This is a genomic window from Pseudomonas sp. GW821-FHT03E01 (genome assembly GCF_059420765.1).
In genome coordinates this window covers 15,836-29,799 of sequence record NZ_JBWKUI010000015.1, presented here as the reverse complement: position 1 = coordinate 29,799, position 13,964 = coordinate 15,836, and the positions used below count along the sequence as shown (strand labels likewise).

The following is a 13,964-nucleotide window of genomic DNA, read 5'->3' as shown; positions in this document are numbered from 1 at the left end:
CCTCGGTATTAGACGGACAGGCTGTAGCGGCTCAGGTTACTCAACAGATATGGATCGTTGGCGACACGGGGACGGCGTCCCGGATCGCCCAGGGCGTGACGCAGAAACTCCTGGGTCCGTTCGCTGGTGGGGTGCTGGAAGATCTGCTCGGCACTGCCGCGTTCGACGATCACACCGTTTTCGGTGAAGTAGACGATGTCGCTGATCTCTTCGGCAAAACGCATTTCGTGGGTCACCAGCACGCAGGTCATGCCCTCTTCCGTGAGTTCGCGAATCACCGTCAGCACCTCACCAACGGTTTCCGGGTCGAGGGCAGAAGTCACCTCATCGAACAGAATCAGTTCCGGGCGCATGGCCAACGCCCGGGCAATCGCCACCCGCTGTTGCTGACCGCCGGAGAGTTGCCCCGGAAAAGCATCGGCCTTGTGCTCCATGCGCACCTTGGCCAGCAAGGCGCGGGCGTCTTTTTCGGCCTCGGCGCGGTTGCGCCCGAGCACTTTGCGCGGGGCGATTACCAGGTTCTCCAGCACCGACAAATGCGGAAACAGGTTGTACTGCTGGAACACAAACCCCACACGCTTGCGCAATTCGATACGCTGGCTTTCCTGGGCCAGGGTGTGAACCTCGGTGGCGCCGACGCGGATGCTCCCGCGCTGGGGCTGCAACAGGCCGGTGATGCAGCGCAGGATCGTCGACTTGCCGGAGCCGGACGGGCCAATGATCGACACGGCCTGGCCGCGATGCACGTCGAGGTCTATGCCCTTGAGCACCGGGTTGCTGCCAAATGACAGGTGCAGGTCGCGCAGGCTGACCAAGGGTTCGGCGACGGTTTCAGTAGAAGGCATAACGTCGCTCCAGGCGTTGGGTGAGTCGGGAAATCGGGTAGCAGTAAGCAAAGAACAGCACCAGCAGGCTCAGGTAAATCACCACAGTGAAGCCGGTGAGGTTCACCGTGTTGCTGGCGATTTGCGCGGTGTCGATCACGTCATGCACGCCCACCAAAGACGCCAGTGCGGTGCCCATGGTGATCACCGCGTAGAGGTTCATCCACGGCGGCAACATGCGCTTGAAGCACTGCGGCAGGATGATCGAACTAAAAATCTGAGCGCGAGTGAAGGCCAGGGATCGCGCCGCTTCCCACTGGGTACTGGGGATCGAGGCGACGGCACCACGGAAGATCTCCGCAACATTGGCGCTCGCCGGCAACGCCAGGCCAATCGTGACCTTGACCCAGTCCGGGAACGCGACATAAGCGCTGCCGATGTGGATCTCGAACGGGAACACATAGGTGGTGAAATAGATCAGCACCAGCCACGGCGCGTTGCGAAAAATCTGCACCCAGATCCGCGCCGGCAAGCGCAGCAGCCACAACGGCGACAACGTCAGGGCTCCGACCAACAACCCCAGCAACGAGCCCAGCCCGATCGCCACCAGACTGATCAGAATGTTCTGGCCAAACCCGACGACCAAGGCTGGCGACCATTGCAGCAAAGCCTTGAGTACCGGGCTGTGCGGCGCGAAATACACCAGCCAGAGCACGGCCCCCGCCAACAGCAGCAACTTGCCGACATGCCGACGCGGCCAGGCCAGCGGCGCGGTGACGGACGATTCAATGGCCATAGCCGGGCATCCTCAGGCGCGCTTCGAGCAGGCGCCCCACACAATTGACGGTAAAACTCAGCAGGCCGAAAAACGTCAGGATCAGAATCATCAGCTCCAACACGTTATCGCTCTGGGTCCAGATCATGATCGCCGCGTAGGTGATGTCGCCGACGGCAATGGCCGAGGCGACGGCGGTCATTTTCACCAGGTCGATCAGATTGTTGATCAGCGATGGCAAGGCAAAACGCAGGGCCAGCGGCAGTTGCACATTCCACAACAACTGGCGACTGCTGAACGCCAGCGAACTGGCCGCCTCGATTGTCACTGCCGGCACCGCTTCGATCCCGGCACGCAAGGCTTCGGCATGAAACGCACCTTTGTGCAGCGAAATCACGATCACCACCCAAGCGAACGGCGTCAGCGGGTTGGCCGCGCCGACGGCCTGGGTCAGCAGCATATTCAGCACCAGAAATGCGCAATACAGCTGCACCAGCGTCGGTGTGTTGCGGGTGACTTCGACAAACACCCGAGCAGGTTTTGTCAGCCAGGGTTTACCCGAGGTCAACATCGCCGCCAAACCGACCCCCGCCAGCAGGCTGCCGACGATGGTGAACAGGCACAGCAGCACCGTGGTCAGCGCGCCCTTCTCCAGGGTTCCGCGCTGATAAGCGTCCAGCAGAAAGCCGTAGTTCAGGCCGAATCCGGCGGCCCAGTGGACGAACAGCTCCAACAAATGACTCATGGTTCGCCCCGCAATTGCCTGCAGGCTTGAGCGATGCGGCATCCGGCTTCGACTACGGTGTCGGTCGCCGTGGCAATGGACAGGCGAAACCACGGCGACAAGCCATAAGCGCTGCCCGCCACGCCGGCCACGCCCTCTTCCAGCAAATACGCGACGACGTCGGCATCGCTTTGCAGACGTCGACCGTCCGGGCGATAGCGCCCCAACAACCCGGCGCAGCGCACAAACACGAAGAAACCACCTTGAGGTTCGAGCACTTCAAGACCGTCCACTTCGCGTAAGGCGCTGACCAGTGAATCCCGGCGTTGTTGATAGGCCGCGACTTGCGACCGCAAGAAATCCAGTCCACCTTCGAATGCCGCCAATGCGGCGGCTTGTCCGACCGAGGAAGCGCCCGAGGTGGATTGCGATTGCACCACGGTCATGGCCTGGGTCAGCGCTTGCGGTCCGGCGCCGAAACCGATGCGCCAACCGGTCATGGCGTAGGTCTTGGACACCCCGCCCACCAGCAGGCTGCGCGCCTGCAAATCCGGCGCAACGTTGAGCAGGCTCTGGGCAGGCAAACCGTCGAAACGGATATGTTCGTAGAGCTCATCCAGCAGAATCAGCACGTGGGGATGGCGCCGCAGCACCTCGGCCAGGGCACGCAGCTCGGCCGCGCTGTACACCGCGCCGCTGGGGTTGCCGGGGCCGTTGAGGATCAGCCAGCGAGTCCGTTCGCCAATCCGTTGCTCCAATTGTTCGGCCGTCAGTTTGCAGCCCTGCGCCAGCCCGCATTCGATAAACACCGGCTCGCCGCCATTGAAGCGCACGCTGTCGGGGAACGACGGCCAGTACGGCGTTGGCACCAGCACCTGATCGCCGTCGTCGAGGGTGGCGGCAAAGGCATTGAAGATGATCTGTTTGGCACCGTTGCCAATCACGATCGATTCCAGCGGATAGTCCAGCTGGTTTTCCTGCTGGAGTTTGCGTTGCACCGCGATGCGCAAGGCCTTCACGCCCGGTTTCGGCGTGTACTTGGTGGCACCGGCGGCGATGGCGGCATAAGCGGCCTGCTTGATGTGCTCCGGGGTGTCAAAATCCGGCTCGCCGGTGGTCAGGTCGAGGATGTCGCGACCAGCCTCGCGCAATGCCGTGGCTTGAGATTTCGCGGCGGCATTGGCCGACAGCGAGACGCGCTGTACGCGTTTGGACAGACGAAGCGTCATGACTGACTCCCCTTCAAAACCTTGCCGGGGTTCAGCAGATTGTTCGGGTCCAGCGCTTGCTTGATCCGGCGCATCAGGTCGAGTTCCACCGGGCTTTTGTAGCGCCCTAGCATGTCCCGTTTGCGCTGGCCGACACCGTGCTCGGCGCTAATGGAGCCGCCGTGAGCGTGGGCGCTGTCGTGCACCAGTTGGCTGAGTGCTGCGTAATGGGCCATGTGCGCCTCGACCGTTGAGTTGTGCGGATGGGCGACGTTGTAATGCAGGTTACCGTCGCCCAGATGGCCGAAGGTGTAATGCCGCACACCAGGGAAATGGCGCTGCAACAGCGCATCGGTATGGGCGACAAATGCCACGACCTGGGAAATCGGCACCGAGATGTCGTGCTTCATATTGCGACCGGCACGCTTCTGCGCCTCGCTCATGTTCTCGCGCAACAGCCAAAACGCCTGGCTCTGGGCGAGGCTTTCGGCGATCAGCGCATCGGCCAGCAGGCTCTGCTCGTAGGCCTCGCCCAGTACCTGTTCAAACGCTTCGCGGGCATGGCTTTCGCTGTGGTTATCGGACAATTCCAACAACGCGAACCAAGGCTGACGGGCACCGGAAAAGGGTTGTGGGCCTTCGGGAAATTGCTCGCGCAGCAACGCAAGGCACCCGGCACTGAGCAGTTCGAACGCGGTCAGGCTGGCACCGAAACCGGCGCGGGCATGGGACAGGAACGTCACCGTTTGGGCCAGCGAGTCGAAGGCCAACAGCGCTGTGGCCTGGGCCTTGGGCAACGGGAACAGTCTCAGGGTGGCGGCGGTGATGATGCCGAGGGTGCCTTCGCTGCCGATGAACAGGTCGCGCAAGTCGTAGCCGGTGTTGTCCTTGCGCAAACCGCGCAGGCCATTCCAGATGTCGCCCTGGGCGGTGACCACTTCCAGACCAAGGGTCAATTCGCGGGTATTGCCATAGCGCAGCACCGCCGTGCCACCGGCATTGGTGCCCAGATTGCCGCCAATGGTGCAGCTGCCTTCGGCGCCCAGGCTCAGCGGGAACAGGCGCCCGGCATTGCGGGCGACGCCCTGAATGGTGTGCAGAATGCAGCCCGCCTCGACGGTCAGGGTGTCGTTGTCGGTGTCCACTGCCCGAACGCGATTCATCCGGTCGAGCAGCAACAACACCGCGCGGCCACTGGCGTCCGGAGTCGCGCCGCCCATCAGCCCGGTGTTGCCGCCCTGCACCACCACCGGCGTATCGCAGGCCACGCACGCGCGCACCACCGCCGCAACTTCTTCGGTGCTTGCCGGGTGCACGGCGGCAATCACCTGCCCCACGTAACGGCCCTGTTTGTCGGTCAGGTACGGCGCGGCCTCTTCGCTGGTCTGCACATGACGGGCGCCGAGCAGTTGCTGCAAGGCCACGAACAACGGTCGACTCATGACCGCACTGCCAGCGGTGCCGCGTTGCGGTATTGCTCGTGCAGGTCACGCAAGGCTTGCGACGGTGCCATGCCCGTGCGTTCGCCCAATTCGATCAGCCAGCCGCTGCGGTGCCAGTCGCGCACGATGGCATCCAGCTTCGCCTGGGTATCGTGCTCGCCCTTGCGTATCCAGATCACCGAGTTCGACGGGATCAAGTCACCCGGCAGCGGAATTTCATACCCGGCCCACTCGGCATCGCTCAATAAGGTATGCATGGTCGGGCTGACATGCACCGCCGCCACGCAGCCATTGCCGCGCAACGACAACAGCGATTCGGACTGGCTGCGAAACGCCTTGATCTGCGCGCCGTAGGTTTCCTGTAATGGCTTGATGAAGTTGCTGCCCTGGGACACGCACACCGGTTTGTCCTTAAAGTCGCTCCACTGGGTGATACCCGCACCCTTGCGAATCAACGCGGCGCCACCGACTTCTTCATAGGGCGTGGGCACGTAATCGAGAATCTCGGCGCGTTCTTCGGTGAACTGCATATTGGCGATCAGGATGTCGACCTTGCCCTGCTGCAGGAACTGCACCCGGTTGGGTGCCAGCACCGAAACAGTCTGGGCCTCGACACCCAGCGCCTTGGCGATGCCCTTAGCCAGTTCGACGTTGTACCCCAGGTGTTCGCCGGTCTTGGGGTCGAGGGTGCCGAACGGCGGACCACTGAGCATCACCCCGACGCTGATCGCGTGGCGTTGTTCGATCTTGTCCAGCGTGGCATCGGCCTGAGCGAGGCTGGCGCCCAGCACGGCGCATCCTGCCAGGCACAGCATGGCCAGGCTTCTAGCGGAAAAATATCGGTTCATGCACGACTACCTTGAACGACCGCCGAATCCGTCGGCGGTCTATTGAAAACAATGAGGTGAACCGCTCAGGCGCCGTTGGCCTGGAACTGTTTCTGCAACTCCACCAAGGCCGGTGACGCAGGGGTGATGCGGTTGCGGGCCTGGGCGTCGATCAGCCAGCCGCTGCGGTGCAGTTCCTTGACGATGGGGTCGAGCCGGGCCTGGGTGTCGCGTTCGCCAGGTCGGGTCCAGATCACCGAAGGGGCCGGGTTGAGCTCCGGACTCAGCGCCCGATAGCCCTGCCATTCGGCGTTGTCGGCGATCAACGGGTTGATCAGCGTGGCGTCATGCACTGCCGCGACGCAGTTGTTGCCACGCAGCGCGAGCAAGGATTCCGACGAGCTCTTGAACGCCTTGATCTCCACACCCAGCTCGGTGAGCGGCTTGATGTAGCTGCTGCCCTGGGAGGTGCAGACGGGCTGGCCCTTGAGGTCTTCCCAACGGCTGATCTTGCTGTCCTTGAGCAGCGCCGCGGTACCGCCGACACGGTAGAAAGGCGTTGGCACAAAACCGAGGATCTCACCGCGCTCGGCGGTCCATTCCATGTTGGCGATCAACAAATCCACTTTGCCCTGCTGCAAAAACTGCACGCGGTTGGCGGGCAATACCGGCACCAATTGCACCTCGGCGCCCAACTGCCGACCCAGTTCCTGAGCGAGGTCGACGTTCAAGCCCCGAGGTTTCTGAGTGCCCGGATCGATACTGCCGAAGGGGCCGCCGGACAGTACGACCCCCACCGTCAGCACATGCCGTTGCTGGATCTTGTCCAGCGTGGCATCAGCCTGAGCCCCGGCACTGGTAGCCAATGAGATCAAGGCGCCCAGCATCACAGGCAACCATCGTTTTACAGGTGAGCGCTCAAGCAACATGGATTTCCCCTCATGGATGATCGGCGTTCCCCGACCTGATGAGGCGGCATCCTAGGTACAGTCCTGAAGTAACGGAAATTCAAATATCTAATATCGTTATAACTTGCCGTATTGCTGCTAAGCGAAAATCCTCACAGCGCCCGTAGTTACCGCATTAGCACTAAAACATCGCCAAAAACACATAAACAAATGTAATGTTTATGTTTGCAGCCTTGATGTAAAAACAGCCCCGGAAATGGCCATGCCGACCTCACCTACCCTCGATCTCGAATTACTGCGCACCTTCATTGCCGTGGTCGATCACCACAGTTTTGCCGAGGCCGGCGCACAACTGGCCCGCACGCAATCGTCGGTCACCCAGCACATGCAACGTCTGGAACAACAAGTGGGGGTGAGTCTGTTCGAGAAGCGCGGGCGTCAGAAGCAACTGACCGAAGCCGGCTTGCAGTTGTTGCGTCATGCGCGGCAGATGCTTTCGCTCAACGACGATGCGCTGAACTCCCTGCGCGAAAGCAACTTGAGCGGTGTGCTGCGGATCGGCTCACCCCATGACATCGCCGACACCATCCTGCCGCCGATCCTCAGCCACATCGCCCGCTCGGCCCCGCGCTTGCGCCTGGAGATCGATGTCGGCCGCAGCCCGTTTCTGATGGATGATCTGCACCGGGGCAAGGTCGACATGGTGATCTCCACCCGTGAAGACCCGACGCTCGAAGGCTTCGCCTTGCGCACTTCGCCGGTGTGGTGGATCTGCTCGGCGCAGTACATTCATACGCCCGAAGAACCCTTGCCGCTGATTCTGGTGGATGAACCGAGTATCTATCGTCGCTACGCCCTGGAAGCGCTGGAGCGCGCGAATATTCCATGGCGCCAGGCGTACCTGGCGTCGAACCTGATTGGCATCAAGGCCGCAACGCGTGCCGGGTTGGGTGTCACGCCCAGAAGCATGGAAATGCTCGGCCCCGATATGCGCGTGCTCGGCGAAAACGATGGCCTGCCACGGCTGCCGGACGTGACCTACCACTTGTGGATTCGGCCCAACACCGTGAACCCGCTGGTGCGTCGGGCCTATGAGTTGATCAGGAGCAGTCGAGGGCTTTGACGCGGCCATTCAGAAGACCCGATCTGCGAGCGGGTCGCGCAGAACCTGCAACGGCTGCGGGGCAAGCGCCATTTGTCCCTCGACGCTCTGGCCCGGCAATGCGGCGTGAGTCGGGCGATGCTGGCGCAGATCGAATCCGGACGCAGCGTGCCGTCGATCAAAGTACTGTGCAAAAGCTTTGCCGCGTGTCCGCAAGTGCAGCAGTGTTACTACGTCGCGGGCGAGTGGGACTTCGTGCTGATCCTCGCGGTCAGGAGCATGCAGCAGTACACCGACCTGACCCGCGAGTTGCTCTTTGAGAACAATAACGTCAAACGCTTCAAAACCCTTGTTTCGATGAGCACCGTGAAGCTGGGTTTGAATATCCCGTTGGGCGTTGAATAGCCTACGGTGCAGGATGCGCAACTATAGCGCTGGGGGGGGGCTGCGCCCCATTTCCTCTGTAATTTAACGACGGTATTTCTTTTGTAAAAGATCGATTGCGATCGCTACTGCAAATAAAGCAGCCGCTGCCAAAATCAACATACGAAGATGGTCAGATTGCGTCGAGGTTATATATGAATAAGCCCCGTGATTATTGATCAGGACTTGATGTGTCGCGTCTGGATTTTTCGTGCCCTCCCCCGCATATTGAACAAACAAGCTATTTCGATAAAAAAACAGTAAGACACCAGAAGTCCCAGCTAAAAATTTAGAAACCAAAAAAACCATTTTCATGCTCATCACCACGGACATCCAGCCGATCCAGAAACAGCGCTCGTTTGTCCAGCAAAAACCTCCTCACCAGTCTCACCAAATAAATCCTTTCCTGCTTTTCTCAAGCGCTTTCTTTTTTCTCTTTTCTTATACCAATCAAAGACCAACCAAGAAAAAAACAGACAACAACCCCTATCGCCGCCGCAACAAGCACGAGAATAGATGAGTTAACTTTATTAGTTGTTGCAACAAGCCTTACCAGCGCAGTAAATGCGACACCACTATAAATACTATTTTGCAAAGTTTTTCTTGGGTTTAATGGTTGCCTTACAATGTAAAATAGCGCCCCAAACATCATTGAAATAACAATTGAGCAGGCAATTATGAGTAGCATCATGTGACCCCATCCTGATTAAAGCAATCATTAACTGAACTACTGAGACTGAGATGAGCAGGAGGGAACCGCCGCCCCCCGCTTTTGAGTAGACAAGCAAATAAGCGCCAATGGCTACTGGGGTCAATCAGGTTGAGTTTACAGGCGATAAAGTATAGATATGATCATTGACGACAGATCTCACGCCAGTGACTTTTAATTTACCACTATCGTAGAAAGTTCTTTCGTCCATGGACTACTCCTACTACTTCTAACGATCCATCTAAAGGCGTTCGTCGCAACTCAATTCAAATAGGCATCATTCTGGGTGATGCTAGTACAGGGCCATCACTCTGTCCAATGACTGCTCTTGGCCCCCGTGACTGGGGGGGACCAACAGGCCTCTTCGTGCGAAAGATTCTGTAACCTCAGCGACCAAGACTATCCGCCAATCTCCTGGCCTGCTGAGTCGCGACCTCACGCGCGCTGAGGTCAACGTCTTCCCCCAGGATGGTTTTCTCTACAGTCACCGAGTGCACATCCGTCACGCCGATAAATTTCAGCCAGGCTTCAACGTAAGGCTTCTGGAAGTCGAAGCGCTCTGCCGGGGTGATCGACTGCGCCGAAAAATCCAGGCCGCGGGCATACATCACCACAGCGGTCTTGTTGTGCAGCATGCCTTCCAGACCGCGCTCCGGGTCGAAGCTGAACAGGATGTCTTTCTGCGACACCAGGTCGATGAAGTGCTTGAGTTTGTACGGGATGCTGAAATTCCACAGTGGCACGGACATCACCAGCACATCCGCGCTGTGCAGGTGTGCGGCCAGATCTTTCAAGGTGTTCCAGGCGTCTTGTTGTACCGGGGTCAAGGGCGTGCCATTGAGTCCGGCATATTTGGCCTCCATGGCCTGATCATTGAACTCCGGCAACGCCATGTTCCAAAGGTCTAGGGTGATGATTTCAGTGTCCGGGGTGTTTTCCTGATAGCGCGCAATGAAGCTGCGGGCGACTTCAAGGGAGGCCGAGCGCTGTTTGCGCGGGGAACATTCGATATGCAGAAGAGTAGTCATGGCACGCCTCGGGTAATGGGAGATGGGGGGCGGCAAACATTGCAACATAGTTTTATTTGGAATATAAATCGTAAATAAATAAGCCATTAATCACATATCAAACTATGTTCGATGCTCTGCTACTCAAGACTTTTGTCACAGTCGTCGATGAAGAAGGCTTCAGCCGTGCAGCCGAGAAGCTGCACCTGACCCAGTCCGCGGTCAGTGGGCACGTGCGACGACTGGAAGAACAGATTGGTAAACCCCTGTTGAGGCGTACCACCCGTTCCCAGCGACTGACGCCCGATGGCGAACGCCTGGTGGCTTATGCACGCACCATCCTTGCGCTGAACCGTGATGCCTGGGCTGAACTGACGCGCACGCCGTTTCACGGGCGACTGCGGATCGGGGTATCCGAAGATTTTGTCGAGTCGCGATTAATGCGCACTTTTCAGGATTTCGCGGCGCAGTACCCGGGGATGGAGATCGACGTGCAGGTGGGCATTCCGGGCACATTGCTGGCCTTGATGAAGCAAGGGCATCTGGAACTGGTCATCGGCTCTCTGTGCGAAACCAGCGACACGGGGCTGCTGCTATGGCAAGAACCGCTGGTGTGGGCCTGGTCGGCGCAGCCCGTCACCGAGTTACCGACGCCGTTGCCGCTGGCCCTGTTCCCCGAGCCGTGCCCTTATCGCGAGGTGGCCCTGACACAACTGGCTCGGGCGGGGATCGCCCAACGAACGGCGATGTTGTGCAGCAGCACGGCCGGATTGCGAGCCGCGGCGCTTGCTGGCTTCGCGGTAGCGCCCATGCCAGTCAGCCAGTTGGGGCAAGGACTGGCGGTTCTTGGTGCGGAACAAGGATTGCCGGATTTGCCGGATGCGCAGTTTCGGTTGTTCAGCGCTCCTGAAGCGGATCAGGCGATTGTGGCAGCGGTCACTCAACTCATTGTGGAGTATTGCTCTACGCGCAGGACCTAAGAATCATACCTTGTTGACCCCGTTACTCACTGCTCAGGGAGAGCGCCATGTCTTTAGAAATCCAGCTTTCGGAAAATGCGACTGAAGCAGAGCGACTAGGAATTCGATAGCTGCGCTTCGTAGCGGACGGCTATCGGCCAACAGCGAACCTTAACGATGGTGAATCAGTCCTCACCTTCATGCGCTCATTTGCCAACCCGGTGCCGTGCAGCTACTGTCAGCGTTATGAATCAGCCACGAATTGCCTTGACCACGACTACCACGACCGCCAGAGGCGGGTCGTGAGAGGTGTCGTGAGCCAATAACACACGAACTTCAAAGGCCCGCCAGTGATGGATAGGGCCTTTTCTTTTGCCCTTGTGTCGCTGGTCCAAACGCAAGGAAAAGCACTATGTATGCACTCTTGATTCTCGATATGCAGGTTGGCTTGTTTCATGGTCCGGAAAAACCATGGGCTGGCGAAGCGCTGCTAGACACGTTGAATAACCTGTTGAGTAAAGCCCGGCGTGCAGGTGCGCCGATTTTTCTCGCACGCCATATTGGTCCACCTGGTTCGCCTATCGAGTCCGGAAGTCCGTTGACGCAACTGGTGCAGGAACTGGAGCTACAGGGTGACGAAGTGATCTTCGAGAAAAGCCGACCCAACGCCTTCACCAAGACTGCTCTGGCCGATCAGCTACGAGCTTGTGGCGCTCAGGGCGTGGTCATTACCGGAATGAAGACCCAATACTGTGTCGATAGCACCTGCCGCGCTGCACGGGATTTTGGATTCGATGCAGTGCTGATCGCCGATGGCCACACCTGCAACAGCACCCCTGCGCTGACGGCTGAAGAGATTGTCGCTCATCACAATGCGACTCTGGCGGGACCATTCTGTCGCGTCGTATATGCTGAGGACTGGTGTTTCTAACCGCCATCGACAGACCGGTCCGAGTCAGGACCGATCTGCCCACTTTGGGCCGACAGCAGCCGTCGCCGAGTGGCAACGGTCGTGGCCCGCCCCTATCGCCCCCGGCTGCGCCCTCTTCACGCTCACACCTGATCCATAGCCTCGACCACTCCCTGATCCTCACCCAGAAACCCGCCGCTTTGATGCTGCCACAGCCGCGCATAAATCCCGTTCTTCCCGAGCAATTCGGTGTGGGTGCCCTGCTCGATGATGCGTCCGTTGTCCATGACGATGAGCCGGTCCATGGCCGCAATGGTGGACAGTCGATGGGCGATGGCGATCACCGTCTTGCCCTGCATCATTTCATCGAGGCTTTCCTGTATGGCCACTTCGACTTCCGAGTCCAGCGCGCTGGTGGCCTCGTCAAGAAGCAGGATCGGGGCATTCTTGAGCATCACCCGGGCAATCGCGACGCGTTGGCGCTGGCCGCCCGACAGCTTGATGCCGCGCTCACCCACAAGGGTGTCGTAACCGGTATGGCCTTGCCGGTCGCTCAGTTGGCTGATGAACTCGTCGGCCTGGGCATTGGCCGCGGCGCTGCGGATTTGCGCGTCGGTCGCATCGGGGCGGCCGTAGGCGATGTTGTCACGAATGGAACGGTGCAGCAGGGAGGTATCCTGCGTGACCATACCGATGGCGCCGCGCAGGCTGTCTTGCGTCACTTGTGCGATGTTCTGGCCATCGATGCGAATCTCCCCGCTGTCGACGTCATAAAAGCGCAGCAGCAAGTTGATAAGCGTGGATTTGCCGGCGCCAGAGCGGCCAACCAGACCGATCTTTTCGCCCGGACGGATGTGCAGGCTCAGGCCATCGAGCACCTGACGTTCGCCATTGTAGTTGAAGCTCACCTTATCGAAGGTGACCGCGCCGCCGGAGGTCACGAGCACGCCCGCGTCCGGCGCATCCTGCACCTTTGGGCCCCGGGTAAAGGTTGCCATGCCATCCTGCACGGTGCCGATGCTCTCGAACAGCGAGGTCATTTGCCACATGATCCAGTGCGACATGCCGTTGATACGCAACGCCATGGCGGTGATTGCCGCCACGGCACCTGCGCCGACCTCACCCTGGTGCCATAGCCACAGGGCATCCCCCCCCGTCGCCACGATCAACGCCACCACCAATGCCTGGTTGACGATCTCGAACTGGCTCACCAGACGCATCTGACGAAAGCCGGTTTGTTTGAAATCCTCCATCGCTGCACGCGCGAAATGCGCTTCACGATTGGAGTGGGAGAACAGCTTCACCGTCGTGATGTTCGTGTAGGCGTCTGAGATACGCCCGGTCATCATCGACCGCGCATTGGCCTGTTCCTGCCCGACTTTCCCCAGGCGGGGCACGAAGTACCACATGGCCAGCCCGAACAACACGACCCAGGCAATGAAAGGCAGCATCAGTTTCAGGGCGAAGCCGCCGGCCAGTGCGATGATCGCGATGAAATATACCCCGATCCCGGGCGCGATCTCGATAAGGGTGAATAGCATGTCGCGCACCGCTAGCGCCGTCTGCATCACCTTGGTCGTGACCCGGCCGGAAAACTCATCGGAAAAAAACGAAAGGCTTTGCCGCAGCATCAAGCGATGGAAGTCCCAGCGCAGCCGCAACGGCAAGTTAATCGCCAATATCTGGTGCTGCACCATGGTGCGCAACGCCACCAGCCCGACACTGGCCACCATGATGATGCCCATGCCCCACAACACGCGACTTTCCTGCGCAGCCGCTTCACCGCCTGCCTGCCAGGTCGAGAGCAGGTCCACGACTTGCCCGAGGAAGGAAAACAGCCAGGCTTCGTAAATCGACACACCGGCACTGAGCAGCGCAAACACCAGAATGTAACCGCGAGCACCCCGCGTACAGGCCCACAGGAAGCGAGCCAGGCCGTCGGGTGGCGGTGGTACCTCGTCAGGAGGAAAGGGGTCGAGCCTTCGTTCAAACGCACGAAGCATGGTGTTCTCCAAAACGATCAAGTTGAGGAGATTCTGCCATTGAACGGTTGCTTTGAGGGGGTTGCGAAGTTAGAGGTATGGCGCTTAGGCAGGTCGCTCTGAGGATTGGGCTGCCGGGGGCGGCCTCTTGTGCGCTGCCAGAG

Annotated in this window: 15 protein-coding genes and 1 pseudogene; 5 read left to right on the top strand and 11 right to left on the bottom strand. The window is 59.5% G+C overall.

Annotated elements, in window-relative coordinates; genetic code table 11:
* Window positions 1-8 precede the first annotated feature (8 nt).
* The 7 genes from AC07VO_RS23825 to AC07VO_RS23795 all read right to left on the bottom strand — a co-directional run bounded on the left by AC07VO_RS23825 (window position 9) and on the right by AC07VO_RS23795 (window position 6,729).
* On the bottom strand, window positions 9-845 hold the full coding sequence (locus AC07VO_RS23825) for an amino acid ABC transporter ATP-binding protein (RefSeq protein WP_086946207.1): 837 nt from the start codon (window positions 843-845) through the stop codon (window positions 9-11).
* The gene (locus AC07VO_RS23820; protein ID WP_064618372.1) at window positions 832-1,620 is read right to left on the bottom strand and encodes an amino acid ABC transporter permease; all 789 of its coding nucleotides are present in this window, start codon (window positions 1,618-1,620) and stop codon (window positions 832-834) included. The genes AC07VO_RS23825 and AC07VO_RS23820 overlap by 14 nt, the downstream gene beginning before the upstream one ends.
* A complete protein-coding gene (locus AC07VO_RS23815; protein ID WP_086946206.1) occupies window positions 1,610-2,344 on the bottom strand; it encodes an amino acid ABC transporter permease in 735 nt (244 codons plus the stop codon). The genes AC07VO_RS23820 and AC07VO_RS23815 overlap by 11 nt, the downstream gene beginning before the upstream one ends.
* Entirely contained in the window at window positions 2,341-3,552 is a 1,212-nt protein-coding gene (locus tag AC07VO_RS23810; protein WP_086946205.1) for an aminotransferase class I/II-fold pyridoxal phosphate-dependent enzyme, read from the bottom strand. The genes AC07VO_RS23815 and AC07VO_RS23810 overlap by 4 nt, the downstream gene beginning before the upstream one ends.
* A complete protein-coding gene (locus AC07VO_RS23805; RefSeq protein ID WP_086946204.1) occupies window positions 3,549-4,973 on the bottom strand; it encodes an FAD-binding oxidoreductase in 1,425 nt (474 codons plus the stop codon). Before AC07VO_RS23805 ends, AC07VO_RS23810 begins: the two co-directional genes overlap by 4 nt.
* Window positions 4,970-5,821, bottom strand: coding sequence for a transporter substrate-binding domain-containing protein (locus AC07VO_RS23800; protein ID WP_026286690.1), 852 nt, complete (start codon window positions 5,819-5,821; stop codon window positions 4,970-4,972). Before AC07VO_RS23800 ends, AC07VO_RS23805 begins: the two co-directional genes overlap by 4 nt.
* A 65-nt stretch (window positions 5,822-5,886) precedes the next feature.
* Window positions 5,887-6,729, bottom strand: a complete 843-nt coding sequence (locus AC07VO_RS23795; RefSeq protein ID WP_086946203.1) for a transporter substrate-binding domain-containing protein — start codon at window positions 6,727-6,729, stop codon at window positions 5,887-5,889.
* A gap of 241 nt (window positions 6,730-6,970) precedes the next feature.
* Between AC07VO_RS23795 and AC07VO_RS23790 the strand changes: the two genes are divergently transcribed.
* From AC07VO_RS23790 to AC07VO_RS23780, 3 genes and pseudogenes are all read left to right on the top strand, one after another.
* A complete protein-coding gene (locus AC07VO_RS23790; protein WP_018929776.1) occupies window positions 6,971-7,831 on the top strand; it encodes a LysR substrate-binding domain-containing protein in 861 nt (286 codons plus the stop codon).
* Window positions 7,832-7,852: 21 nt separating this feature from the next.
* A pseudogene (locus AC07VO_RS23785) lies at window positions 7,853-8,005 on the top strand (helix-turn-helix domain-containing protein); the annotation flags it as partial.
* The gene (locus AC07VO_RS23780; RefSeq protein ID WP_370741166.1) at window positions 7,979-8,215 is read left to right on the top strand and encodes an Lrp/AsnC ligand binding domain-containing protein; all 237 of its coding nucleotides are present in this window, start codon (window positions 7,979-7,981) and stop codon (window positions 8,213-8,215) included. The pseudogene AC07VO_RS23785 and the gene AC07VO_RS23780, both read left to right, overlap by 27 nt.
* 63 nt (window positions 8,216-8,278) lie before the next feature.
* Here the strand turns inward: AC07VO_RS23780 and AC07VO_RS23775 are convergent, their stop codons facing one another.
* From AC07VO_RS23775 to AC07VO_RS23765, 3 genes are all read right to left on the bottom strand, one after another.
* Window positions 8,279-8,566: a hypothetical protein gene (locus AC07VO_RS23775; RefSeq protein ID WP_086946202.1), complete on the bottom strand. Its 288-nt coding sequence runs from the start codon at window positions 8,564-8,566 to the stop codon at window positions 8,279-8,281.
* A gap of 82 nt (window positions 8,567-8,648) precedes the next feature.
* On the bottom strand, window positions 8,649-8,924 hold the full coding sequence (locus AC07VO_RS23770) for a hypothetical protein (RefSeq protein ID WP_140393642.1): 276 nt from the start codon (window positions 8,922-8,924) through the stop codon (window positions 8,649-8,651).
* Between the two features lie 404 nt (window positions 8,925-9,328).
* Window positions 9,329-9,970 (bottom strand): FMN-dependent NADH-azoreductase, encoded by a 642-nt coding sequence (locus AC07VO_RS23765; protein WP_086946201.1) that lies wholly within the window; start codon window positions 9,968-9,970, stop codon window positions 9,329-9,331.
* A gap of 104 nt (window positions 9,971-10,074) precedes the next feature.
* On the opposite strand from AC07VO_RS23765, the gene AC07VO_RS23760 reads away from it, so the two are divergent.
* Together AC07VO_RS23760 and AC07VO_RS23755 are read left to right on the top strand one after the other, a co-directional pair.
* On the top strand, window positions 10,075-10,929 hold the full coding sequence (locus AC07VO_RS23760) for a LysR substrate-binding domain-containing protein (RefSeq protein WP_086946200.1): 855 nt from the start codon (window positions 10,075-10,077) through the stop codon (window positions 10,927-10,929).
* A gap of 391 nt (window positions 10,930-11,320) precedes the next feature.
* Window positions 11,321-11,839, top strand: coding sequence for a cysteine hydrolase family protein (locus AC07VO_RS23755; RefSeq protein WP_086946199.1), 519 nt, complete (start codon window positions 11,321-11,323; stop codon window positions 11,837-11,839).
* 122 nt (window positions 11,840-11,961) lie between these two features.
* On the opposite strand, the gene AC07VO_RS23750 is transcribed toward AC07VO_RS23755, so the two are convergent.
* On the bottom strand, window positions 11,962-13,821 hold the full coding sequence (locus tag AC07VO_RS23750; protein ID WP_495007673.1) for an ABC transporter ATP-binding protein: 1,860 nt from the start codon (window positions 13,819-13,821) through the stop codon (window positions 11,962-11,964).
* Window positions 13,822-13,964 lie beyond the last annotated feature (143 nt).

Excerpts from the sequence above, each read along its gene's own strand:
- AC07VO_RS23750 (WP_495007673.1), bottom strand. The coding sequence starts at position 13,821 with ATGCTTCGTGCGTTTGAACGAAGGCTCGACCCCTTTCCTCCTGACGAG.
- AC07VO_RS23755 (WP_086946199.1), top strand. The coding sequence starts at position 11,321 with ATGTATGCACTCTTGATTCTCGATATGCAGGTTGGCTTGTTTCATGGT.
- AC07VO_RS23815 (WP_086946206.1), bottom strand. The coding sequence starts at position 2,344 with ATGAGTCATTTGTTGGAGCTGTTCGTCCACTGGGCCGCCGGATTCGGC.
- AC07VO_RS23765 (WP_086946201.1), bottom strand. The coding sequence starts at position 9,970 with ATGACTACTCTTCTGCATATCGAATGTTCCCCGCGCAAACAGCGCTCG.
- AC07VO_RS23760 (WP_086946200.1), top strand. The coding sequence starts at position 10,075 with ATGTTCGATGCTCTGCTACTCAAGACTTTTGTCACAGTCGTCGATGAA.
- AC07VO_RS23770 (WP_140393642.1), bottom strand. The coding sequence starts at position 8,924 with ATGATGCTACTCATAATTGCCTGCTCAATTGTTATTTCAATGATGTTT.
- AC07VO_RS23775 (WP_086946202.1), bottom strand. The coding sequence starts at position 8,566 with ATGTCCGTGGTGATGAGCATGAAAATGGTTTTTTTGGTTTCTAAATTT.
- AC07VO_RS23795 (WP_086946203.1), bottom strand. The coding sequence starts at position 6,729 with ATGTTGCTTGAGCGCTCACCTGTAAAACGATGGTTGCCTGTGATGCTG.
- AC07VO_RS23790 (WP_018929776.1), top strand. The coding sequence starts at position 6,971 with ATGCCGACCTCACCTACCCTCGATCTCGAATTACTGCGCACCTTCATT.
- AC07VO_RS23825 (WP_086946207.1), bottom strand. The coding sequence starts at position 845 with ATGCCTTCTACTGAAACCGTCGCCGAACCCTTGGTCAGCCTGCGCGAC.
- AC07VO_RS23820 (WP_064618372.1), bottom strand. The coding sequence starts at position 1,620 with ATGGCCATTGAATCGTCCGTCACCGCGCCGCTGGCCTGGCCGCGTCGG.
- AC07VO_RS23805 (WP_086946204.1), bottom strand. The coding sequence starts at position 4,973 with ATGAGTCGACCGTTGTTCGTGGCCTTGCAGCAACTGCTCGGCGCCCGT.
- AC07VO_RS23800 (WP_026286690.1), bottom strand. The coding sequence starts at position 5,821 with ATGAACCGATATTTTTCCGCTAGAAGCCTGGCCATGCTGTGCCTGGCA.
- AC07VO_RS23810 (WP_086946205.1), bottom strand. The coding sequence starts at position 3,552 with ATGACGCTTCGTCTGTCCAAACGCGTACAGCGCGTCTCGCTGTCGGCC.